A 23,677-nucleotide genomic window follows, 5' to 3' on the forward strand; every position below is an offset into this window, starting at 1 on the left:
GGTTATGGGAAGGATGGTTCAAGCTGCAAACTATCCTTGAAGGCTATGAATTGGCACAGTCTCTTGAGCACGAGATGTGATCAAGAGACAGCCTATGGGCCCTTTTTTACTTTTATCGCGATGGGGTAATCCAGTTTAAGGGTTAAGTTTCTGAACGATCTTTAATGGAAACTCCCCTGTTTTACGTGACTAATGTAGTTATCTCTTATCTGTTACATGATATAACTTAGCTATTAAAATATGCTCTACGAGGTTGTGATTTTGTCTACCAAAAGAATCGTGATTGTGGGTGGCGGGGCCGCTGGCCTAGCACTTGCTTCTAAGTTGGGCCGAAAATGGGGTGGCAGTGATGTCGTCGATGTGTGCTTGATTGACAAAAGTCCCATTCATATATGGAAGCCTAAATTACATGAGGTTGCTGTTGGGGTAATAGATCAATCAATTGAAGGCTTACTTTATCGCGATCATGGACTTAAAAATGGCTATCGTTATATTCGCGGTGAGATAGAGCAGTGTGACCCCGACACTAAATCGATTCAGTTAGCGACTGTCTATAATGATGACGGTGAATTGCTTTTAGCCCCGCGCCAAATTAATTATGACATTTTAGTGTTGGCATTAGGCGGTGTATCTAATAGTTTTAATACCTTAGGTGCTGATGAACACTGTATATTCTTAGACAATCTTGAAAATGCCAATCTATTTCATCATAAGTTACTTGATGCATTACTCCAATTAAATGAAACACAGGAAAGAGTTAGCATCGGTATTGTGGGGGCTGGCGCTACTGGTGTCGAATTAGCGGCGGAACTTCATCATGTTATTGAGTCTGTTAAAGAGTATGGTTACCTCAATATAGCTAAACACCATCTCGAGGTGCATTTAATTGAAGCGTCATCGAAAATTTTACCTCAATTACCTGAACGTGTTAGTGCTAGGGCTCAAGCTGTTTTAGATAAGATAGGGATCCGTTTGCATATTGGGGTGCAAGTTAAAGAGGTGACGCATGAGGGCTTTATTACGCAAGATGGTGATGTGATTAAAGCTGGCTTGAAAGTGTGGGCCGCTGGGGTGAAAGGACCTAAAGCGTTTGAGAACTTTACTAAACTTCCCATAACTTCACGTAATCAAATTGAAGTAGATACTTGTATGCGCGTTAAAGGGCATCAAGATATTTATGCTCTTGGTGATTGCGCACTATTAATGCAAGACTCTGGTCGACCTGTGCCACCTAGAGCTCAGGCTGCTGCACAAATGGCCGATACTTTATTTGGTAATATAGTTAATCGTTTACAAGACAAGCCTGAAAAAGCTTTTATCTATAAAGATTATGGCTCACTCGTCTCTTTAAGTCGTTTTTCGGCAGTGGGTAATTTGATGGGGAATCTGCGTTCAGGTGATTTTTTTGTTGAAGGTCATATTGCTAGATTAATGTATATCTCTTTATATCAAAGGCACTTAGCAAGTCTTTACGGTTGGTTTTCTGCTGTCGTTTACCGTATTGCGCAAAAGCTATTAAAGTGGCAACGACCAAAGCTTAAGTTACATTAGTCGTCTTATAAATTTGAACAATAAAAATAGAGAGCTAATGCTCTCTATTTTTGTTTAGGTCTTGCTGATGAATCTCGAATAATCAGTTCTGGCGTAAAGGTTTTTGAATTGGTTGTACTTTGCTCGCGACGTTTTGCGATTAATAATTCAGTGGCAACCTGCGCTATTTCTGCATTCGGTTGGTGAACAGTAGTTAACTTTGGCCAAGTTTGACGTGAGAATGGGCTATCCTCAAAGCCTACAATTGATAAGTCAGTCGGTATATCCAAACCTGCTAAACGAGCCGCAAAAAGTGCACCAGCGGCAATTTCATCATTACAGGCAACGATTGCAGTAGGGCGATGCAATTGTTTAATCAATTGATTTGCACCATCAACACCAGACTCAAATGAATACTTTCCCTCAATAATGTAGTTTTTATCCAGCTTTAGGCCATTATTTTTTAATGCTTGTTTGAAACCGAGTAATCGCTCTTTGGTTGATTCATGGTGTAAATCACCACTTAAAAATGCAATATTTTTGTGTCCCAAATCAATCAAATGCTGAGTTATTTCAATAGCCCCAAATTTGTCATTAACTAAAATAGTCAGTCCGTTTTGGTCATTATCTTTTTCGCCCGCAATAATTCGGACATAATGAGCATCGATTTCTGTTAGTGCTTTAAGCACTTTTGGATCTTCTGAAAGAGGTGGGGTTAGTACTAATCCCGCGAGTCTAGAATATTTGACAAGTGCCGTAAGCTCATCACAAATAGTCGCTGATTTTGCATTACAAGGATGGATAACCAGTTCATAGCCTTTGTTTTTACACGCTTCTAAGATCCCGTTTTGCATGTCAATAATGTAGTAGGCATTCGGATTATCATAAATAAAACCAATTGCATAAGACTTATTACCAGCGAGATTTCTTGCTGCTAAATTAGGCTGGTAATGGAGTGCTTTTATGGCCTCATTCACTTTATCAACGGTGGCTTGTTTGACTGACGGTTCATTATTGGTCACACGGGATACTGTTTTGATAGATACCCCCGCATGTTTAGCTACGTCGTTGATAGTGACTTTCATTGATGCAAAACTCTTTGTCTAAGGTCGTGAAGAGGTAGCAGCTTAATGATTGGGAATCCTTTACCTACCATTGATAAGCTGACATTTATTATCTGTATTCTTATTTATGCCTTTATAGTGCGAGCTTTTAGAGTGCTTAGCAATCTTGAATTGTTACAAATTAGCGATTTTTGTGAATGTTAAAATAAAACTCCAAGTTGTAAGTTTACACCGTTAGGTTTAACTCTATATTTTATAATGTTTTTTAATTGAAATGGTCGCGTTCATTTTGGATTTATAACATTTTTTTGCTGTGACTGTTATTTTGTTGTGGCAAGAGTGTTGATTATTGTGTAATGTTCGCCTTAGACATGACAGCGTTGTCATTCCTTTGGGAATGGTTATGAATACTAAAACGATAATAAGTTATGGAAGGGAAACAAGATGCGACCATCAACCTTTAAGAAAAGTGTATTAGCTACAAACATTGCTATCCTACTTGGCAGTGCAGTATCCATCAGCGCTGTCGCTGCAGACGCCGCGGCAACCACCGCTGCACCTGAAAATATAGAAAAAATTGAAGTGCGTGGTATGCGAGCTTCAATGAAAGCATCCGTTAATGACAAGCGCTTTTCTGATGCTGTCGTTGATGCTGTAACGGCTGAAGATATCGGTAAGTTTCCTGATGGAGATGTTGGTGAGTCGCTAGGTCGTATTCCTGGTGTTGCAGTAAATCGCCAGTTTGGTCAAGGTCAACAAGTATCCATTCGTGGTGCTTCTAGCCAGTTAACCAGTACGTTACTAAATGGCCACTCAGTGGCTTCTACGGGCTGGTTTGATCAACAAGCCATTGATCGTAGCTTTAACTACAGCTTGCTACCACCAGAAATGGTCGGTGGCATTCAAGTTTATAAATCATCTCAAGCTGATATTGCTGAAGGCGGTATTGGCGGTACGGTTATTGTTAAAACTCGTAAACCGCTAGATTTAGATGCGAACTCTATGTTCTTAAGCGCTAAAGGCGACTATGGCACGGTTTCTGAGGAAATTGACCCACAAACTTCAGGTTTATATAGCTGGAAAACTGAAGACGAAAAATTTGGTTTTCTCGTGGCGGGTTCGTTAGATAAAACTGAATATCAACGCAATGGTATTGAGTCTTTGCTCGGTTGGGGAGAGATTGTTCCTACCACATTCCAGCAAGATCGTGAGCGCACTGCCATTAATGCGGCATTCCAATATCGACCAACTGATAGTCTTGAGTTTGGTCTGAATGTCATGAGCCTTCAGCTTGATGCTAACAATGCTAACACCTCTATTTTCTTGTTCCCTACTCAGCAAGGCGAAAATACCTGTCTTAAGAAAAATGCGGCAGGTGTTTGTACGTTAGTTGAACATACTGGTAAAGATGGATTTGCTTGGGCTCAAACATGGGCTCGTAAAGCGAGCATGTCTTCTGACACCATTGATCTGGACTTTGCCTATCAGGCTGACGCTTATAAGTTAGAAGGTCGTATCGGTAAAACTAAAGCCGAAGGCGGAACCGACCTGACATCTAACTATGGCCAGTCTATTGGTAAGCCAGGGGATTTTGCGGGTATTTATGACGCTACTGGTGACGTGATTGATATTAATATTGCCAACAACTCATTTGATGCTAGTGATTTTAATGGCCAATTAGAAACTGCAGGTTGGGCGTTAAAAAAGCAACCGAACACAGATGAAGAATCATTTGCAACATTCGATCTTACTATCCCGGTAGAATTTGGGGTGATTACCTCGATTAAATCAGGTATTAGCTATGCAGATCATGATGTTACTCAAACAACTGAGGCCGCCCAATCATCTGGCATAGTGGCTAAGGATGCATCAGCCTATTATTCTGGCACCATGTCATCAGGTGCAGGTTTTACGTTGCCTAAACCTATTTTTGATAACATGATCAATGATGCTTACGCTGCTATTGATGGCTTCACTCTCGATAAGTCTGGATATGGCACACTTCAAGAGAAAAACTTGGCGCTGTATACCATGGCAACATTCGCCGGTGAGGGAGTCCGTGGTAACTTCGGTTTAAGATATATTTCTACTGATGTTGAGTCAGACTATTATGCATTTAGCCCAACAGGGACTTATGCAGACGGTTTAAGTACTGACAAAGCAAGTTATAACGATGTGTTGCCGAGTGTGAATATTGCATTTGACCTTGCCAGTGATTTAATTTTAAGAACCTCGGCATCTCAAGTTATTTCACGTCCAAACTATGCTGATTTATTCGCAACGTCTAAATTACCTGGTTTAAATGACGGTACTCCAGGTAACGAAAAGAAAGTAACTGGTAGTGTCAATTTACAACCTTTTAAAGCTTCGCAAGCTGATGTGAGCTTAGAATGGTATTTTAGTGGTGAGGGTTTGTTTGCTGCCACTTACTTTATTAAAGATGTCAGTTCATTTATCTCTACTAGAGAAAATCTGAATCAACAAATTGGTATCGAAGATCCTAGTCTAGTGATTGCTGGTGGTAGTTCGTGTGGCGTAGGTGTCTATGATTGTTGGACTGTCAGTGAAAACTACAATGCTAACGGTGGTTCAATTGATGGTATCGAACTGCAATTGCAAGATTCATTCGATAATGGCTTAGGTTATTCTGTTAACTACACATTTGCAGATGCAACTTCACCTGCTGAAAACTATGCTGACCGTGTGGGTGTATTCTCTGACTCATCTAAGCATACAGTTAACTTAGTTAGTTACTATGAAATGGATGATTTCTCTGCTCGTGTCGCTTATAACTGGCGTTCAGAATATATGATGCGCGAATTACCAGGTTTCTATGGTAACCGCGAACATCAAGCCTATGGCACCTTGGATTTGAGTGCTAATTATAGCGTGACGGATTATTTATCTCTTACGTTTGAAGTTGTTAACTTACTTGAAGAAGACAGTGTGCAAAAAGGTGTATCACCAGCGGATGCTGAGGGCGTTATCAGTGAGTTTAAAGATAATTACCCAGTATGGAGCTTCGACGGTGAAGCTCGTTATAAGCTTGGTGTTGCATTACGTTTCTAATTTAAGTTATTAGATTAAAAAAAGCCTAGCCTAACACTGCTAGGCTTTTTTATTAGATTTTAAACAGTATGCGCTGTAAAAAACTCTACTTTCACGCTAGCCATAACGCCTTTATCGCCAAATAATCGCCATAATGCAATCTAGTTCTTTTTGCTGTTACTGAGAGCCACATTAACCGTTCAATACAGTACGACTATGTGACATGTTGATTTAATTTTAATCAAGGTGTTGGCGATAACCTTAAAACATCGTCATTATTTTTTGGCTGTAGAAGTCATGGTCGTTACATTTATCTCATTGATAAATATTGACGAATCAATCAATCGGTTTAATTGTCAAAAATATGTAGCAATAAGGTTTGTTTTTGTGTAACTTACTAATGACAGCGTTGTCATGTGCTTGTGTGGCAACCTTGTTTGTAAGGTCTACGTGACGAGGATGAGGTCTCCTTATCATGTTTTGATAAAACTATTACAGCTTGATGGTAATAGGCTTGTCTTTTATATTTTTGATAGTCTCTCCCCCAGAAACTAGCGTTGGCTGGATACTGAAAACAGTGCCCAGCCATTTTTTTAAGTGATTTTATTCCATTGCTGTTATCAGCATTAGAATGTTAGCGGCACCGATAAATAATATTTTAGGGTACAAACTAGATAATAAAAAAGAGATTGTAATTAATGGTGATATTTTTAAAGGTTGTGCTAAGCATCATTACGAAAATAATTACGGGTGTTTCGCTATTATTAATCACATCAGCGACAATATTAGTTAGTGCATCTTTGACTGCGTCTAGCTATTTTACTGTCATTGTCGAACTCATAACAAATTGGGTTGTTTCTTGTTTAATTCAATCTGGTTTATCTGAAGATACCGTTCATATTTCTACAGTAACCATTTCTCCTGCGGCGTGGGAGCAAACCTGCGTTAGAACAGTATTTTTTCGTCGGTTAAACCATCATGCCAATGTCGTAGGTTTACAGTTATTCGATAGCGAGCATTTAGCGTATTCGAGCGACTATCCACCCAAAGGAAAAGCTGCTGGTATTAGTTATTTCCTTCAAGTTGTTGTTATTTCTGGAGCCAGATAAGGATCATCATGAATAAAAGATTTGCTGCGACTAGCATTCTGGTCGCACTCGGATTGACAGCCTGCTCAGATGTTCAGGTAGAAAATCAGCCACGTAATCAAGTGCAAGAGTATCAAGTACAAAAGTCATCTGCCGCTGAAACTAGCGCCGTTGCTGGGGCTCTAACTCAAACTCAATTACAGCAATTGGGCGATACCTTAGCCGTCACTTACCGTGTTGTGACTAACATTCCAGATGAGCAATGTAACAAAGCGCTCGCCGATGGCCGCTGTTTTGTGGCTGAAATCGATTTTGTTCCAGGAGTCAATCTTGCGAGCCACGACTGGGCGATTTACTTCAGCCAAATGCGTCCGGTGCAATCAATTGAAGGTAACGAATTTACCATCACCCACATAAAGGGCGATCTTTATCGTATTTCACCAACGGCTGCCTTTACGGGCTTTAATCAAGGCGTGAAAAAAACACTCAGATTCCGTAGTGAGTTATGGCAATTGGCCGAAACCGATGCCATGCCCAATTATTACTTGGCCGCCGAGCATTTAGCCCCCGTGCTCATAGCGAGTACCCAGGTGAGTCAGGATACTGAAACTAGATTAGAATTACGTCCCTATGTCGAAAGCTATACCGACATGGTGAAACAGTATCGCCGTACTGAAACCGATAAGTTAGCGCCTGCGGATGCTGCGCAGCTGTTTATCACGAACCAAAGCGTAAGCGAAAATGCGGCCTTAGCAGTCAATACGATTATTCCTACCCCACAAAAAGTACAACTTCATTCAAGCGATAAATCAGTATCACTGACATCTGGTATTAAGCTTGAATATCAAAAAGATAATCCAGAGCAACCGGCTCAAGTCGCTGCAGCATTGGCGCGTTTAGCCCGCCTTGGTGTGGCTGAATCAACCCGTGGGTTAGCGGTGAAATTGGTAAGCCAAGATGGCGCTGAAGGCAGTTATCGCTTGGACATTCAGCAAAGTGGTATTGTGATTGCGGCAAGCGACGCGGCGGGATACTCCTATGCGTTATCGTCATTAGCGAGTTTGCTGGACATACAAAACCTTAATGTTAATGCCATGACGATTGAAGATAGTCCGCGTTATCCGTTTCGTGGTATGCACATAGATGTGGCGCGCAACTTCCATAGTACACAGCTGATCCTAGATTTACTTGACCAAATGGCAGCTTACAAACTCAATAAGCTGCATTTACACATGGCCGATGATGAAGGCTGGCGACTTGAAATCGACGGTTTACCAGAGCTGACTGATATAGGCAGCAAACGTTGCCATGATCTTGAAGAAAACACCTGTTTACTACCACAACTGGGTAGTGGTCCTTTTGCTGACACCAGTGTCAATGGGTTTTATAGCAAACAAGATTATATCAACATAGTGAAATATGCCGAAGCTCGTCAAATTCAAGTCATCCCATCGATGGACATGCCAGGCCACAGCCGCGCGGCAATTAAATCGATGGAATTGCGCTTTCGTAAATTGCAGGCACAGGAAGTTGAGGGAACTACAAATACTCTAGTGCAAGTGGTCGCGTCAGTGGATAAGCCAAGTAGTAATGCGGTGAAGTCTTTAGATGCTGGCGCTCGCCAGTTGCAAGTAGAAGGGAAAAATACCGCAGCTGAGCAATATTTGTTATCCGATCCCAAGGACACCACGGTCTATTCGTCAGTGCAGTATTACAACGACAATACACTTAACGTTTGTATGGAGTCGACTTATCACTTTGTTGAAAAAGTGATTGATGAAATTGCTAAGTTACACCAAGCCGCAGGACAACCATTTACTCGCTACCATATTGGCGCCGATGAAACTGCAGGTGCGTGGAAGCAATCACCACAATGCTTAGCGTTTATTGCGCAAAATGATAAGGGCGTTAAATCGGTCGATGAATTAGGTGCGTACTTTATCGAACGTATTTCTACCATGCTTGCCGCTAAAGGTATTGAAGTTGCGGGATGGAGCGATGGCATGAGCCATGTTCGCCCTGAAAACATGCCGGCTAAAGTGCAGTCTAATATTTGGGATGTGATTGCCTATAAAGGTTATGAACACGCTAATAGGCAAGTTAACTATGGTTGGGATGTGGTGTTATCCAATCCTGAAGTCTTGTATTTTGATTTTCCATACGAGGCGGATCCCAAAGAGCACGGATATTATTGGGCAGGCCGTGCGACTAACAGCCATAAAGTGTTTAGCTTTATGCCAGATAATTTGGCCGCCAATGCGGAGCAATGGACCGATATTCAAAATCAACCATTTGAAGCAGATGACCGCATCAAACTCGATGAGGCAGGCAAAAAAATATCGGGTCCAATTGAGAAAGGTAAATCCTTTCGCGGCTTGCAAGGGCAGCTCTGGAGTGAATCGGTTCGCAGTGACGACACCGCTGAATATATGATATTTCCCCGCTTATTGATGTTGGCCGAGCGGGCTTGGCATCAAGCCGCGTGGGAAGTTCCTTATCAATATCAAGGCGCGCTCTATAACCAAAGTTCAGGCGCTTTTACGTTAGCCATGCGTGACGCGCAAGCAAAGGACTGGCAACAACTGGCGAATACCTTAGGGCATAAAGAGTTTATCAAGCTAGATAAAGCGGGTATCGACTATCGCGTACCGACGGTCGGCGCTGAGATCCGTGACGGAAAACTGTTTGCCAATATCGCGTATCCAGGACTAAAACTTGAATACCGTAGCCTAAATGGCCAATGGCAAACTTATCAAGCGGGGCAAGCGGTTATTGCACCGATTGAGATCCGCGCCCTTGCCGCCGATAGTATTCGTAAAGGCCGAAGTTTAATCGTTAACTAAAGCTATATTTATATCAGGCTGTATTTTAAAGATAAAATACAGCTTTTTTATTTCCACCTTATTAATTTCCTCAATTTTACTTTTGAACGTAAATCACTTAAAAAGTAAATGACAACGCTGTCATTGTTGTTGTAACATTGAGTTAACTAAAGTTGGATGCGGTATTAACGGCAAATAATAAGCAACGATAGCGCTGCATTGATAGGTGAGAGGGGTGTCATGGGGTTAATCCAGACAAAAGATCAACCGTTGTTTATTGGTGTAGATGGAGGCGGCAGTAAATGCCGAGCCACTATCTATTCTGTAGACGGCAACGTTTTAGGTACTGGTGTTGCAGGACGTGCAAATCCACTGCATGGTCTTGCTCAAACATTTGAATCCATTGAGGAGTCGACTCGTTTAGCATTGCTAGATGCCGGTATGAAAGAAAGCGATAGTCGTTTACTGGTGGCAGGGCTTGGTCTTGCAGGTGTCAATGTACCTCGGTTATATCAAGATGTTGTCAACTGGCAGCATCCTTTTGCGGCTATGTATGTCACCACAGATTTGCACACGGCTTGTATTGGTGCCCATCGTGGTGCCGATGGCGCGGTGATTATCACTGGCACTGGTTCTTGTGGTTATTCCCATGTTGATGACACCAGTTTAAGTATTGGTGGTTATGGTTTTGCATTAGGCGATAAAGGCAGTGGCGCTTGGCTTGGATTAAAAGCAGCTGAACATGTGTTGCTGGCGCTCGACGGCTTTGCCGTATCGACAAGCTTAACCGACATGCTACTGAATTACTTTAACGTCACCGACGCACTCGGTATTGTTGAAAATTTAGCGGGAAAATCATCAAGTTGTTACGCTGCATTAGCCAGAAACGTGCTTGATTGTGCCAATGACGGTGATGCAGTCGCGATAGCCATAGTGCAAGAAGGCGCGGATTACATTAGTGAGATGGCACGGAAACTATTTAGTCTCAATCCGGTGCGATTTTCGATGATAGGCGGTCTTGCTGAACCGTTACAGGCTTGGCTTAGTGCCGATGTGGTTGCCAAAATTTCAGAGACCTTAGCCCCACCCGAATTTGGTGCTATGTATTTTGCCCAGCAAGAATTTAATAAATCGTTATCAGTATAAATAGTACTGAAGCTCAATCCTCTATTTGAACGTGAAGGTAAAAGACATGACAAACACGATTATGGAACAAGAAGCTCGCACTGCACCGCAAAAAATAGCGGCTCAGTTAGAGGCTAACGTTGATATTATGCAGCAGTTAGGTGAAAAGCTGCGCGCTTTCAATCCTCGTTTTGTGATGATGGTTGGCCGCGGATCATCGGATCACGCGGGTGTTTTCGCTAAGTACTTATTTGAAATTGAAACCGGCGTGCCAACTTTTGCTGCGGCGCCATCGGTGGCGAGCGTATATGGTAAGACTTTGAAATTAGAAGGTGCGTTAGTGATTGTGATTTCACAATCTGGCCGTAGCCCTGATATTTTGGCACAGGCGCGCATGGCAAAAAATGCCGGTGCTTTTTGTGTTGCCTTAGTCAACGATGAAACTGCACCGATTAAAGATATCGTTGATGTGGTTGTGCCTTTACGTGCTGGCGAAGAAAAAGCCGTTGCAGCGACTAAAAGTTACCTTGCGACGCTGTCAGCGATTTTACAACTTGCCGCCGCGTGGACGCAGAGTGAATCACTTGCCAAAGCGGTGGGCTCTTTACCACAAGCGCTGCAAACCGCGGTGGACGCTGAGCCGCAGCTCACGGCTGAATCTGTTGCCGACGTAAAAAACTTAGTCGTACTCGGCCGTGGCTTAGGTTATGCGGTCTCTAAGGAAATTGCGCTTAAGTTAAAAGAAGTGTGTTCAATCCATGCTGAAGCATTTAGTAGCGCCGAGTTCCTCCACGGCCCCGTAACGTTAGTTGAGAAAAAACTCACTATCGTCGATGTATGTATTGGCGATGAATCCTACGCGAGCCATATCGAACAAATTGAAAACGTGAGCCAACGCGGCGCCGACTTAGTGCATCTAAATCAAACCTCGACTGATATTCATCCACGTGTGGCACCGTTAGCGTTATTACAACGTTTTTATATCGACGTGGCCGCAGTTGCGATTGCCCGCGGTATCGATCCTGATCAACCAGCGGGTCTTAAAAAAGTGACCCAAACACTCTAAGTGACTCGTTGATGAGATTGAGTTTTACGGGGTTAAGCCTAGCTGGAATAGGCTTAACCAAGTCACTCGCGTTATTTATTGAAAGAGGTTTGCGATGAAAATCACCCTGATCGCTGAACGTATTTTTGATGGCGAACATTTCCACGAAGATGCGCCAGTGACGATTGAAGACGGGCATATTCTGGCTTTTGATACCGTTAAAGGTGTAAAAGAAATTCGCCAAGCCGGAACATTGGTGCCGGGCTTTATCGATGTACAAGTTAATGGTGGCGGCGGCGCACTATTCAATGCCGAGCCTAGCGTGGCCTGTATTGAAACGATTGCTAAAGCGCATGCCCGTTTTGGTACGACCGGATTTTTACCGACATTAATCACCGATGACATTGGTGTGATGGTAAAAGCAGCCGATGCTATTGCTGAGGCATTGCAAAAAGGTAGCGCTGGCGTCTTAGGCGTGCACTTTGAAGGGCCGCATTTATCTGTACCTAAAAAAGGAGTGCATCCACAGGGCTTTATTCGCCACATCACCGATGCTGAACTTGCAGTATTTTGTCGTCAAGATCTGGGGATAAAAGTCGTTACGCTTGCGCCTGAGAATGTGTCGCCAGAGGTTATTCGTACGCTTGTCGCTTCGGGCGTTAAGGTGTGTTTGGGGCATTCTAATGCCGATTACAACACGGTTGTTACGGCATTGGCTGCTGGCGCCACCGGTTTTACGCACCTTTATAATGCCATGTCACCACTCGGTTCCCGTGAGCCGGGAATGGTTGGCGCGGCGATTGAGAGCGAAAGCGCTTGGTGTGGGTTAATTGTCGATGGTCATCATGTGCATCCTGCTGCGGCAAAGGTCGCTCTGCGCGCCAAGCCTAGAGGCAAGATAATGCTCGTCACCGATGCCATGCCGCCAGTTGGCATGGACGATGAAATGAGCTTTGAGCTCTTTGGTATTCAAGTGCTTAGAGTCGGTGACAGATTAAATGCCATAACTGGTGAATTGGCAGGTTGCGTGCTTGATATGGCGAGCGCGGTTAATAATACCGTGAACTTATTGGGTTTGCCGTTAGCCGAAGCGTTAAGAATGGCGGCCTTGTATCCGGCACAGTTCCTCGGAATTGACCATAAGGCTGGCCGTTTAGCATCGGGGCATAGAGCAGATCTGGTGTTGCTTGATGTCCATAATAAAGTGCTGGCAAACTATATTGCAGGACAGGCTGTTTATGTTCACTCTTAGATTATGTTGCCAGTAAAAAATCAGACTTAACCATTAGCCCCTGTCATATTTTGATGACAGGGGCTAAGTTTTTTTATGATGTAGCACCATATAGGCGCAGCACTAATATGGTATAGCAGGCATATTGTCTGGCACTAATAGTGTATGGTGCTAATTTTTACCTAACTTTTATAAAAGCTATAAATAACAATAAGAAAGGATATGGTATGGAGATGATGCAAACAAACGAGTCCTTGGCGGAGAAAGTGAAAAAACCTAGGCTGATGTCTCTTGATGCGCTTCGTGGTTTTGATATGTTTTGGATTTTAGGTGGTGAGGCGCTGTTTGGTGGCTTGCTTATTTTAACCGGTTGGACAGGCTGGCAATGGGGCGATGAACAGATGCACCATAGCCAATGGCATGGTTTTCAATTTTACGATTTAATTTTTCCGCTATTTATTTTTCTCTCCGGTGTCGCCTTAGGATTATCCCCCAAACGTTTAGATAAATTACCCATGAACGAGCGATTACCTGTATATCGCCATGGAATTAAGCGGCTGTTTTTATTGTTGTTACTAGGGATTTTATATAATCATGGTTGGGGTGCTGGAGTGCCTGCCGATCCCGAAAAAGTTCGCTATGCCAGCGTGTTAGGTCGAATCGCTTTTGCTTGGTTTTTTGCGGCATTACTGGTGTGGCACACCAGTTTACGAACCCAAATTGTCGTCGCCTTGGGCATTTTGCTTGGCTATGGCGCAGTGCAACTTTGGTTGCCCTTTCCTGGTGGGCAGGCCGGCGTGCTCTCGCCAGCGGAATCAATCAATGCCTATGTTGATTCAATTTTATTACCCGGCATAAGCTATCAAGGCTATACGCCAGATCCTGAAGGAATATTGTCAACACTCCCCGCCATAGTCAATGCATTAGCAGGCGTTTTTGTTGGTCACTTTATTGTTAAATCCCACCCTAAAGGAGAGTGGGCTAAAGTCGGTCTACTCGCAGCAGCAGGTGGTATCTGCTTAGCTGTAGGTTGGCTGTTGGATGTGGTTATTCCTGTTAACAAAATCTTATGGACCAGTTCATTCGTGCTAGTGACCTCAGGCTGGAGTATGATTTTACTGGCCATATTTTATGCTTTAGTTGACGTACTTAAGTGGCAAAGATGGGCATTTTTCTTTGTGGTTATTGGTACTAACGCCATTATTATTTACTTAGCGTCTAGCTTAGTGGATTGGAAATATATCGCGCTGAGTGTGTTTGGCGGTGTGGTTGCAACATTGCCTGCAACTAGCCAACCGTTAGCTGCGGTTATCAGCTTGCTTGCGGTGCAGTGGCTGGTTTTATATTGGTTGTATCGCCGAAATATTTTTTTCAGGATTTAGTCAGCTCACTTAATAGATTGAGAACAACCGCAGGCACTGAGTGTTTGCGGTTTTTTTTACATTATTTTCTAGGTTTGAGTTATCACTGACTGACGACTTAATTGTCGGCTAATTGGTGATTGTGATAGGGGCTACACTAGATATTTATTAAATGACAGCGTTGTCTTTTTGTGTTATTTGTTTTAACATCGGTGAAACAATGGGGCTTTTGAATGATAACATTCGCCATTGTCAACGAGTCGCGGTAAGGATGTTCGGGAAATTAGACATTAATTTTGATCCCGTGATCACCTCAATAATTAACTACTAATAAGAAGCAGGTTTATGGAAATGACACTCGATAAAAGCCAGCAAAAAAGCAGCGCTCTCCCCATGGCCATTGTAGCGGCTCTATTTTTCATCCTCGGATTCGCCACGTGGTTGAACGGTTCTTTAATGCCGTATTTAAAACAAATATTGCAGCTTAATCCTTTCCAAGCCTCGTTGATTTTATTTTCTTTTTATATCGCCGTAACCTTCACCGCTTTGCCCTCTGCTTGGCTTATTCACAAGGTCGGTTATAAAAATGGCATGGCATTGGGAATGGGCGTGATGATGTTGGCGGGATTGTTATTTATTCCTGCGGCAGAAACGCAAATTTTCGGTTTATTTCTATTTGCTCAATTGGTGATGGGCACAGGCCAAACCCTATTACAAACAGCAGTTAATCCTTATGTGGTGCGTTTAGGTCCTGAAGAATCAGCCGCTGCCCGTGTGAGTGTGATGGGTATTTTGAACAAAGGTGCGGGCGTGATTGCGCCTTTAGTATTCTCAGCACTGATTTTAGACAGCTTTAAAGACCGTATTGGTACTGAGCTCACTCAAATTCAAATTGATGAAATGGCTGATGGCTTAGTATTACCGTATTTAGGTATGGCCATTTTTATCGGTATCTTAGCATTGATGGTGAAAAAATCGCCATTACCAGAGTTGTCTAATGAAGATGAAACCGTTGAACATACCGATAAAAGCCAGCTTAAAGCGGCACTTTCTCACCCTAATTTAGCTTTCGGTGTGTTGGCACTATTTGTTTATGTGGCAGTGGAAGTAATTGCCGGTGACACGATTGGCACTTTTGCACTTTCACTTGGGGTTGAACATTACGGCGTGATGACCTCTTATACCATGTTGTGTATGGTGCTGGGTTACACATTAGGTATCTTATTAATTCCGCGTTTTATTTCACAACCTAAGGCGCTGATGATTTCGGCCATTCTAGGTTTAATGCTGACATGTGGCATTTTGTTTGGCGACAATAACTCCTACGCTATTGCTAATATCGTATTAGTACCTTTTGGTGGCGTGGCACTGCCTGACACATTATTGATGATTGCTTTTCTTGGTTTAGCTAATGCAATAGTTTGGCCCGCCGTGTGGCCGCTTGCCTTGTCTGGCATGGGCAAATTAACCAGTACCGGTTCAGCACTATTGATTATGGGTATTGCGGGTGGCGCCTTTGGTCCTGTGTCTTGGGGCTTAATGAGCTCAGCGACAGACATGGGCATGCAAGGCGGTTATATGGTGTTGTTACCCTGTTATTTGTTCATTCTGTTCTACGCGGTAAAAGGCCATAAAATGCGTCGCTGGTAAACCGAATTGTAAAAAAGAAGCCCTCGATGATGAGGGCTTTTTATTGAGTTATCAAGATTATGCTTTAAAGCTCAAGAGGGTTAGAACGCGTAACTCACGCTAGCAAGAACGGTATCAGAGTTTTTAAATGCGCCATCAGAGACCTTTTGGTCGCCGCTGAGATCGGTACCTAACCAAGCTAAAGAAAGTCCAAAGCCTGCTAGTTCAGTCGATACACCAACAGAATAGTCTGAGTAACTATCAAAGCCTTCACCGTCATCTAACGCGTCACCAGCATTGTAGCCGTAGTGCAAATCGAGGCTCCAGTTCTCAACAAACCCATAAGAGTAGTTAAGCTCAGTGTAGTGATAGTCTAAATCAGTGCCGCTGTAGTCATCGGTGAACCAATAGGCGACGCGAAAGCCTTTATAATCCATGCCTGCGGTGATTTCAAAGTAGCCTATGTCACTCTCACCGGAGTAGTTATAACGGTTAATAGTGACATCGTAGCTTAGCTCTTCGTTGATCTCGCCACCATAAGCAACATAGAAATCATATTCGATTGCAGGGCCATTATAGCCGGGTTCATCAAAATCGACGTTACTTGCCCAAGCGCCGACAGAGAAACCCGAGTCGAAGTTCCAAGCGATACCCCCTTGCAGTGCGGGATCGCCTGCAGTCTGTGATATACCACGGAAACGATAGTCGTTTGTCACACCGATTTCCCCCGTCACTTCGGCGGCCGCAATACCGGAGAATAGGGTGGTCGTAAGCGCGAGTCCAACAAGCTGTACCAGCCGTTTTTTATTCAGATTATTATGCACGGTATTTCTCCCATTTTCTTTATTGACTCGGACGTGTTACTGGCGGCCAAGGTGATTTAATGGCGTCAGTACATCCGTTAGTTTGCCAATCAACAGCCTAGGAAAACCCATTACTGTGAACTACTGGCGAGTATTGCTAAGATAACTTAGCCGTTTTACTGAGGCTGACATCAGCCTCGTTGATCTCACTTTTGCTCAAAAATAACATAAATCTTACGACACGGTTCGACGACTTCCCAAGTCCCTTCAAACCCTGCCGGTATAATAAACCTATCACCCACAGTGAAAGTCTGTGATTGACCCCGAAGATCAGTAATAACACTTACTCCTTCGAGGATTTCGCAGTATTCGTATTCAGTATAGTTTATTTTCCAAGCACCTGATTCGCTTTGCCAAATTCCACTGTGAAATTGATCGCAAGGGCTAGAATAATGATTCTCTAACCCTTGGGTTGGGTTACCTGTTAACAACTTTTCCACCGGTAGCCGGTAGCTTTCAACGGCTGTTTGCGCCGTAGCAAAGCGAATAATGGCATTAATGCTCACCGTCATGTGCGATTTCCTTGTTAAGCCGACATTCGGCTATTTCATCGTTGGCATAACAAACTCGGCTTGAGTCTGTTTGCCTACGGGCCAGCGCGCAGTAATAGCTTTACGCTTAGTGTAAAAACGCACGCCATCGGGGCCATGCATATGCAGCGGTCCAAACAGTGAACGTTTCCAACCGCCAAAACTGTGGAATGCCATCGGCACAGGAATCGGTACGTTCACTCCAACCATACCGACTTGCACGTGGTGGCAAAAATGTCTTGCTGCTTCACCACTTTGGGTAAAAATGGCCGTGCCATTACCAAATTCATGTTGGTTAATCAGCTCAAGTGCGGTCGGGTAATCTTTTACGCGCATAATGGCGAGCACTGGGCCAAAGATTTCTTCACGATAAATGCTCATCTCTGGCGTGACGTGGTCGAACAAACAGGCGCCGAGGAAATAGCCTTGTGGATTTTCTTCAACACTCAGTTTACGGCCATCGACCAGCAATGCTGCGCCTTCTTGCACGCCCGCTTCAACATATTGGGTTACTTTGGCAAGATGCTGTTTTGAGATAAGCGGGCCCATTTCCATCTCTGGCGTCAGGCCGTTGCCGACTTTTAAGCTTTGGATTTGCGGTAGCAGTTTTTCCACTAACGCATCGCCCACATCACCTACTGCTAGTACGACTGAAATCGCCATGCAACGCTCGCCCGCACTGCCGTAGGCTGCGCCCATTAAGGCGCTCACGGCTTGATCTAAGTCTGCATCAGGCATGAGTAGCATATGGTTTTTTGCGCCGCCCAAGGCTTGTACGCGTTTGCCATGTTTAGAGGCGGTGCTGTAGATGTATTCGGCTATTGGAGTTGAGCCAACAAAGCTTACCGCTTGCACATCTTTATGGGTGAGTAAGCTATCGACGGCTTCTTTATCGCCGTTAATCACGTTAAACACGCCATCGGGAAGACCCGCTTCTTTAAGCAGCTCGGCAATACGCATCACAGCGCTAGGGTCTTTTTCCGAGGGTTTCATAATAAAGGTGTTACCGCAGGCAATTGCGATTGGGAACATCCACATGGGAACCATCACCGGGAAGTTAAAGGGCGCTATGCCTGCGACAACACCTAAAGCTTGATTAACTGACCAAGAATCGACGCCGCCACCCACTTGTTGGGTGTGCTCGCCTTTAAGTAAGTGCGGAATACCACAGGCAAACTCGACCACTTCGAGACCGCGAATGATCTCGCCCTTTGCATCATCCAACACTTTGCCGTGTTCGCGGGTGATAAGCTGAGCCATTTCATCCATGTGTAGCTCGACTAAGGCTTTAAATTTAAATAGCACGCGAGCACGGTTGAGTGGTGTTACCTGCGACCACGTCTCAAAGGCGGTTTTAGCGATAGCGATAGCTTCACCAACTTCCGCTTCGCTGGCGAGCGAGACTTGGCTACTATGTTCGCCAGTGGCTGGTTCAAAAATATCTTGGGCTCTTGAGCTGGCAGGGGTGTGCTGACCATTAACAAAGTGAGTGATCTTGAGCATAGTTAACCTTTGATGTTCCCCGCCGCAGCGGAGTGTTAAATGTGAGAGTGGAACGAACAGCTGGCGCTATTATCCAACGGCGTTAATCGCATCGCTTAGGCTGTTAACCATTTGGTCAATCTCGCGTTTATCGACAATCAGTGGCGGCGATATGGCAATAATATCGCCCGTGGCTCGCACCAGAGTGCCGTGGCGGAAGCAATGTTCAAACACGCCGTAGCCACGTTTCCCCGCGCCTTGAGCGTTAGGTGCAAATTGAATCCCAGCGACTAAGCCAGTGTTGCGAATATCAATCACATTCGGCAAGCCTTTGAGGCTGTGCAATGCGTCCTCGAAATAGTGCTCAAGCTCAAGACTGCGCTCGAATAATTGCTCATTTTCATAAATCGATAGGGTGGCAAGCGCCGCGGCCGCCGCAACAGGGTGGCCGGAATAGGTATAGCCGTGGAAAAATTCAATCAGTTCATTGGGGCCTTGCATGCAAGTGTCGTGGATAAAATCTTGCACGAATACAGCCCCCATAGGAATAGCGCCATTATTAATGGCTTTAGCCGTGGTGATCATATCTGGGATAACGCCCCAACGTTGACTCGCAAAGGCGGCGCCAACGCGACCGAAAGCGGTAATAACTTCGTCAAAAATTAGTAGGATGCCGTGTTTTTTAGTGATTTCACGCAGACGTTTTAAGTAACCTTGGGGAGGCAATATTACCCCAGCAGAACCCGACATTGGCTCAACGATGACGGCGGCAATATTCTCGGCGCCATGTAGGATCACAAGCTGTTCTAATATCTCAGCTTTTTCAGCGCCAAAGTGTGAGAGTCCACGGGTAAATGCCGCATTTTGGATATCTAAGGTGTGGGGTAAGTGATCAACGCCTTGCAACAATTGGCCGCTAAAGGCTTTGCGATTATTACTTAATCCTCCGACAGAGATGCCGCCAAAACCCACACCGTGATAACCCATTTCACGGCCGATAAAGCGAGTGCGTGAGGCTTGACCATTCGCTCTGTGATAGCACAGCGCCATCTTAAGTGCTGTATCGACCGACTCAGAACCTGAGTTAGTAAAAAAGACTTTATTTAATCCTTCTGGACTTAGCTCAACTAAACGCTCAGCGAGTTCAAAGGCAATAGGATGACCCATTTGGAAGGAGGGCGCGTAGTCCATCTCGTGTATTTGTTTGCTGACCGCTTCGCTAATTTCTTTGCGACCATGGCCCGCGTTACAACACCACAAACCCGCGGTGGCATCTAAAACCTTATTGCCATCAATGTCCTTGTAATACATGCCTTCAGCCTTGGCAAGTAACCGCGGGTTGGCTTTAAATTGGCGGTTAGCAGTAAAAGGCATCCACAGGGCTTCAAGTGAGGGCATCTCTTGCGAAGACTTGCTTGAAAAATCATTTGAGGAATTGAGTGGCAAATCGGCCATAGTGTTTACCTTGTCCTGTACTTTTTAGGTCTGGTTTTAGGGTGGCTATTATTTGCTATGCTATGTCAGAAATAATGAACATGGAATAGTGGTGTGCAGTTATTTGTAGCTAAAATGCTATTTTTGTAAAAAATATTGAATTTTATTGCTCAAACAGCGTAATCTGAAGCCAGAAATTATGCCTGCGATGCTGTTTCGCATTTGCAATTCGTCTGTCACAGATGGCTATTTTTTGTCGATGAACGATAAACCACACTTATACGAACTATTAAGGGGTCATCATGAACACACCAAAGAAACGTAGCGAATGGGAAAGTCTTGCTGCCCGTTTGTCTATTAATGGTAAGGCTTTTATCAATGGCGAATATCAAGATGCCGTTTCGGGTAACACCTTTGATTGTATTAGTCCTATCGATGGCCGCTTGTTGGTAAAAGTGGCGAGTTGCGATGTTGACGATGCCAACCTTGCGGTTGCCAATGGCCGCAGCGTATTTGAGTCAGGTGTTTGGTCGCAGCAATCTCCTGTGCAGCGCAAAAAAGTCATGATACGTTTTGCCGAGTTACTCGAAGAAAATGCCAATGAACTCGCGCTGTTAGAAACCCTCGACATGGGTAAACCTATTCGTTTCTCTAAGGCGGTGGATGTGGTGGGCGCTGCCCGTGCTATTCGCTGGTCGGGCGAAGCGATTGATAAAATTTACGATGAACTCGCGCCAACCGCCCACAATGAAATCGGCATGATCACTCGTGAACCTGTCGGTGTTGTCGCTGCGATTGTGCCGTGGAACTTCCCTATGCTGATGGCCTGCTGGAAATTAGGGCCTGCGCTGGCGACAGGTAACTGTGTGGTGTTAAAACCCTCTGAAAAGTCACCTTTAACGGCTATTCGTATGGCGCAACTCGCCATTGAAGCAGGCATGCCTAAAGGCGTATTAAACGTGCTGCCAGGGTTTGGCCATACCGTGGGTAAAGCCTTAGCCCTGCATATGGACGTGGATACGCTGGTGTTCACAGGTTCGACAAAAATTGCTAAGCAATTAATGATTTACGCAGGCGAGTCGAACATGAAACGCGTGTGGTTAGAGGCGGGAGGCAAGAGCCCTAATATTGTCTTTAATGACGCGCCAGATCTCAAAGCCGCAGCCGTTGCCGCCGCTGAAGCGATTGCCTTTAACCAAGGTGAAGTCTGCACCGCGGGTTCGCGTTTGCTGGTGGAATCAGGGGTAAAAGATGAGCTTATTGCGCTTATTGCAGAGGAACTAGCATCATGGCATCCGGGTCATCCACTCGATCCTGCCACAGTGAGCGGCGCCGTTGTCGATAAACAACAGTTAGACACTGTACTTAGTTACATCAAAGCGGGTAAAGATGAAGGCGCAACTCTAGTCTACGGTGGCAGCCAAGTTATGGCCGACACGGGCGGCGTGTATGTGCAGCCAACGGTATTCTCTAATGTAAATAATCAGATGAAAATTGCCAGCGAAGAGATTTTTGGCCCTGTGTTATCTGTGATTGAATTTAACGGCATGGAAGAGGCGATATCAATCGCCAACGATACCATCTACGGTTTAGCCGCAGGTGTGTGGACCTCAAACATCAGCAAAGCCCATAAAACCGCTAAAGCCCTGCGCGCTGGCATGGTGTGGATCAACCATTACGATGGCGGCGACATGACAGCGCCGTTCGGTGGCTATAAACAGTCAGGTAATGGCCGAGATAAATCTTTACACTCCTTCGACAAATACACTGAATTGAAAGCGACTTGGATCGTGCTATAAGCGGACTGTTTTATAACCGCTCTTTTTTTGTCTATATTTTTTGTCTATATATAGAGAAGGAGCCGCTTTCGCTCAATACTAAAACCTCTTTTCATATTGCATGGAAAGAGGTTTTTATTTTTAGGGCAGTTTTGCCCCAAGCAAGACAGTTGAGTTACATGTATTACGCATTAATTTCCATTGTTTCCCTGAGGGCTCTTCTAAAACATTCATGTTTTAGAAGAGCCCTCAGGTGCAACATTAATTGTCATTGCTTTCCCAGTGACTCGCCGTAAATATATCCCTATAGGCTCGACGGCGGCATCCATGCCGCCATCGGTCACTGGTACAACAATGCCAATCCTCACTAACCCTTTCGCTGTTCGTTTAGCTAAAAAGCTATTACCCCAAAGTGTGTTTCGTATTTTGAATGCTTTAATCAAAATCAAAGTCGTGGGGCTTCACTCCACACCCGACCAAGGAGGACTGCTCGTCCTATCCTCCTTGGATGCTCCATGACGCCCCAAACGGAGTTGAAAGCCCCTTGTGCTCATTGACAAATTTGCTATCGCTTCCGAAGGATGCGTCCCTGCACCTGCGAAAGCTAGCTCGCCATCCATGGCGAGACTCACGCAATTTGTCTATTCGCCCTGCGGCAACTCCGAGGGGAGGTGTATTCCTTGGAGTTTTGAGTCGTTAGATAGTGATTCATCTGAAAAAAATAAGCGCGAAAAATGAGAAAGCTAAAACGATATCAAGTGATTACCCTTCAAACTGTATAAAAAAACGCTACCGCAAAAAAGCAAATTCCTATAGCATCATTTATACCAATTGACATGGATGTGACAGCGGCCAAGTCCAATAAGCGATTTATGCCTAGCAAACCGTGCAGCGCATAAATACTAAGACGTTAAGCGGTAAGAACAAGGAAACCTGATTTGAAGATTTTTTATTCTTGGCAGAGCGATATTGAAAACAAGTTCAATCGGAACTTCATCAAAGACTGTCTTGAACGAGCCATAAAGCAGCTCAACCAAGATTTGAAAATTGAGGATGCATTAAGACTGGATCACGACACGAAAGACGTACAAGGGTCGCCAGACATAGCAAGCACCATCCTTAGTAAAATTGAAAAAAGTGACATATTTATTGGTGACATAACATTCATTACCAAATCAGAAAATGAGAAATACTGCCCGAATCCCAACGTTCTAATTGAACTTGGCTATGCATTAAGCAGCCTTGGTGATGGTCGCGTAATTAATATCATGAATTCTTCATTCGGCAGCCCAGACAAGAACCTGCCGTTTGATTTGGCGCATAAACGATGGCCCATCGTTTACAACCTCAGTGACGACAACTACGCTGATAAAGCAACAGTTAGAAATGAACTTATAGCATCGTTCAAATCAGCACTTTATCCATTCATTAGTAAACCCAAAACAACAGCTCCTATCTTTTCAAGTCCCGCGGAAAAAGTGAAGCACCGTGAAACTTTAAGAAAAGAGTTCGAGGCAGAACTGAATAAAATACGGGCAAAAAAGCTAAGGTCGGATTGTACTGGTCAACCCAAACAGGACACTTTTAGTTGAGAATTTTCAAACTCTACCGGTGACAGATTGTCATTAGCAGAATGAAGTCGCTCCA

16 protein-coding genes are annotated in these 23,677 nt (G+C 44.3%); 11 read left to right on the forward strand and 5 right to left on the reverse strand.

Annotated features, from left to right (window positions below; genetic code table 11):
- Positions 1-261: 261 nt before the first annotated feature.
- Positions 262-1,551 carry an NAD(P)/FAD-dependent oxidoreductase gene (locus tag L2717_RS16975; protein ID WP_220774841.1) on the forward strand — a complete coding sequence of 430 codons (1,290 nt, stop codon included), beginning with the start codon at positions 262-264 and terminating at the stop codon, positions 1,549-1,551.
- A gap of 44 nt (positions 1,552-1,595) precedes the next feature.
- On the opposite strand, the gene L2717_RS16980 is transcribed toward L2717_RS16975, so the two are convergent.
- Positions 1,596-2,615: a LacI family DNA-binding transcriptional regulator gene (locus tag L2717_RS16980; RefSeq protein WP_220774842.1), complete on the reverse strand. Its 1,020-nt coding sequence runs from the start codon at positions 2,613-2,615 to the stop codon at positions 1,596-1,598.
- Positions 2,616-3,038: 423 nt separating this feature from the next.
- On the opposite strand from L2717_RS16980, the gene L2717_RS16985 reads away from it, so the two are divergent.
- From L2717_RS16985 to nagP, 8 genes are all read left to right on the forward strand, one after another.
- A complete protein-coding gene (locus L2717_RS16985) occupies positions 3,039-5,663 on the forward strand; it encodes a TonB-dependent receptor (RefSeq protein WP_220774843.1) in 2,625 nt (874 codons plus the stop codon).
- 677 nt (positions 5,664-6,340) lie between these two features.
- The gene (locus tag L2717_RS16990) at positions 6,341-6,751 is read left to right on the forward strand and encodes a hypothetical protein (RefSeq protein ID WP_248938115.1); all 411 of its coding nucleotides are present in this window, start codon (positions 6,341-6,343) and stop codon (positions 6,749-6,751) included.
- A gap of 8 nt (positions 6,752-6,759) precedes the next feature.
- Positions 6,760-9,573 carry a beta-N-acetylhexosaminidase gene (locus L2717_RS16995; RefSeq protein WP_220774028.1) on the forward strand — a complete coding sequence of 938 codons (2,814 nt, stop codon included), beginning with the start codon at positions 6,760-6,762 and terminating at the stop codon, positions 9,571-9,573.
- 219 nt (positions 9,574-9,792) lie between these two features.
- Entirely contained in the window at positions 9,793-10,698 is a 906-nt protein-coding gene (gene nagK / locus L2717_RS17000; RefSeq protein WP_220774027.1) for an N-acetylglucosamine kinase, read from the forward strand.
- A 46-nt stretch (positions 10,699-10,744) separates the two neighbouring features.
- Positions 10,745-11,743 carry a glucosamine-6-phosphate deaminase NagB-II gene (nagB-II, locus tag L2717_RS17005; protein WP_220774026.1) on the forward strand — a complete coding sequence of 333 codons (999 nt, stop codon included), beginning with the start codon at positions 10,745-10,747 and terminating at the stop codon, positions 11,741-11,743.
- Positions 11,744-11,837: 94 nt separating this feature from the next.
- Positions 11,838-12,974, forward strand: coding sequence for an N-acetylglucosamine-6-phosphate deacetylase (gene nagA, locus L2717_RS17010; RefSeq protein WP_220774025.1), 1,137 nt, complete (start codon positions 11,838-11,840; stop codon positions 12,972-12,974).
- Positions 12,975-13,180: 206 nt separating this feature from the next.
- Positions 13,181-14,335 carry a transmembrane glucosamine N-acetyltransferase NagX gene (gene nagX / locus L2717_RS17015; protein WP_220774024.1) on the forward strand — a complete coding sequence of 385 codons (1,155 nt, stop codon included), beginning with the start codon at positions 13,181-13,183 and terminating at the stop codon, positions 14,333-14,335.
- A gap of 330 nt (positions 14,336-14,665) precedes the next feature.
- Positions 14,666-15,964: an N-acetylglucosamine MFS transporter NagP gene (nagP, locus tag L2717_RS17020; protein ID WP_220774023.1), complete on the forward strand. Its 1,299-nt coding sequence runs from the start codon at positions 14,666-14,668 to the stop codon at positions 15,962-15,964.
- Between the two features lie 80 nt (positions 15,965-16,044).
- On the opposite strand, the gene L2717_RS17025 is transcribed toward nagP, so the two are convergent.
- The 4 genes from L2717_RS17025 to aptA all read right to left on the reverse strand — a co-directional run bounded on the left by L2717_RS17025 (position 16,045) and on the right by aptA (position 20,273).
- Positions 16,045-16,767 (reverse strand): TorF family putative porin, encoded by a 723-nt coding sequence (locus L2717_RS17025; protein WP_220774022.1) that lies wholly within the window; start codon positions 16,765-16,767, stop codon positions 16,045-16,047.
- Positions 16,768-16,952: 185 nt separating this feature from the next.
- On the reverse strand, positions 16,953-17,318 hold the full coding sequence (locus L2717_RS17030) for a cupin domain-containing protein (RefSeq protein WP_220774021.1): 366 nt from the start codon (positions 17,316-17,318) through the stop codon (positions 16,953-16,955).
- A 30-nt stretch (positions 17,319-17,348) separates the two neighbouring features.
- Positions 17,349-18,839, reverse strand: coding sequence for a CoA-acylating methylmalonate-semialdehyde dehydrogenase (locus L2717_RS17035; RefSeq protein ID WP_220774020.1), 1,491 nt, complete (start codon positions 18,837-18,839; stop codon positions 17,349-17,351).
- Positions 18,840-18,908: 69 nt separating this feature from the next.
- Positions 18,909-20,273: an omega-aminotransferase AptA gene (aptA, locus tag L2717_RS17040; RefSeq protein ID WP_220774019.1), complete on the reverse strand. Its 1,365-nt coding sequence runs from the start codon at positions 20,271-20,273 to the stop codon at positions 18,909-18,911.
- A gap of 281 nt (positions 20,274-20,554) precedes the next feature.
- Between aptA and L2717_RS17045 the strand changes: the two genes are divergently transcribed.
- The gene (locus L2717_RS17045; protein ID WP_220774018.1) at positions 20,555-22,051 is read left to right on the forward strand and encodes an aldehyde dehydrogenase; all 1,497 of its coding nucleotides are present in this window, start codon (positions 20,555-20,557) and stop codon (positions 22,049-22,051) included.
- A 917-nt stretch (positions 22,052-22,968) separates the two neighbouring features.
- Entirely contained in the window at positions 22,969-23,622 is a 654-nt protein-coding gene (locus tag L2717_RS17050) for a nucleotide-binding protein (RefSeq protein ID WP_248938116.1), read from the forward strand.
- The last annotated feature ends 55 nt before the right edge of the window (positions 23,623-23,677 follow it).

The organism is Shewanella glacialipiscicola, assembly GCF_023283485.1.
Classification (GTDB): domain Bacteria; phylum Pseudomonadota; class Gammaproteobacteria; order Enterobacterales; family Shewanellaceae; genus Shewanella; species Shewanella glacialipiscicola.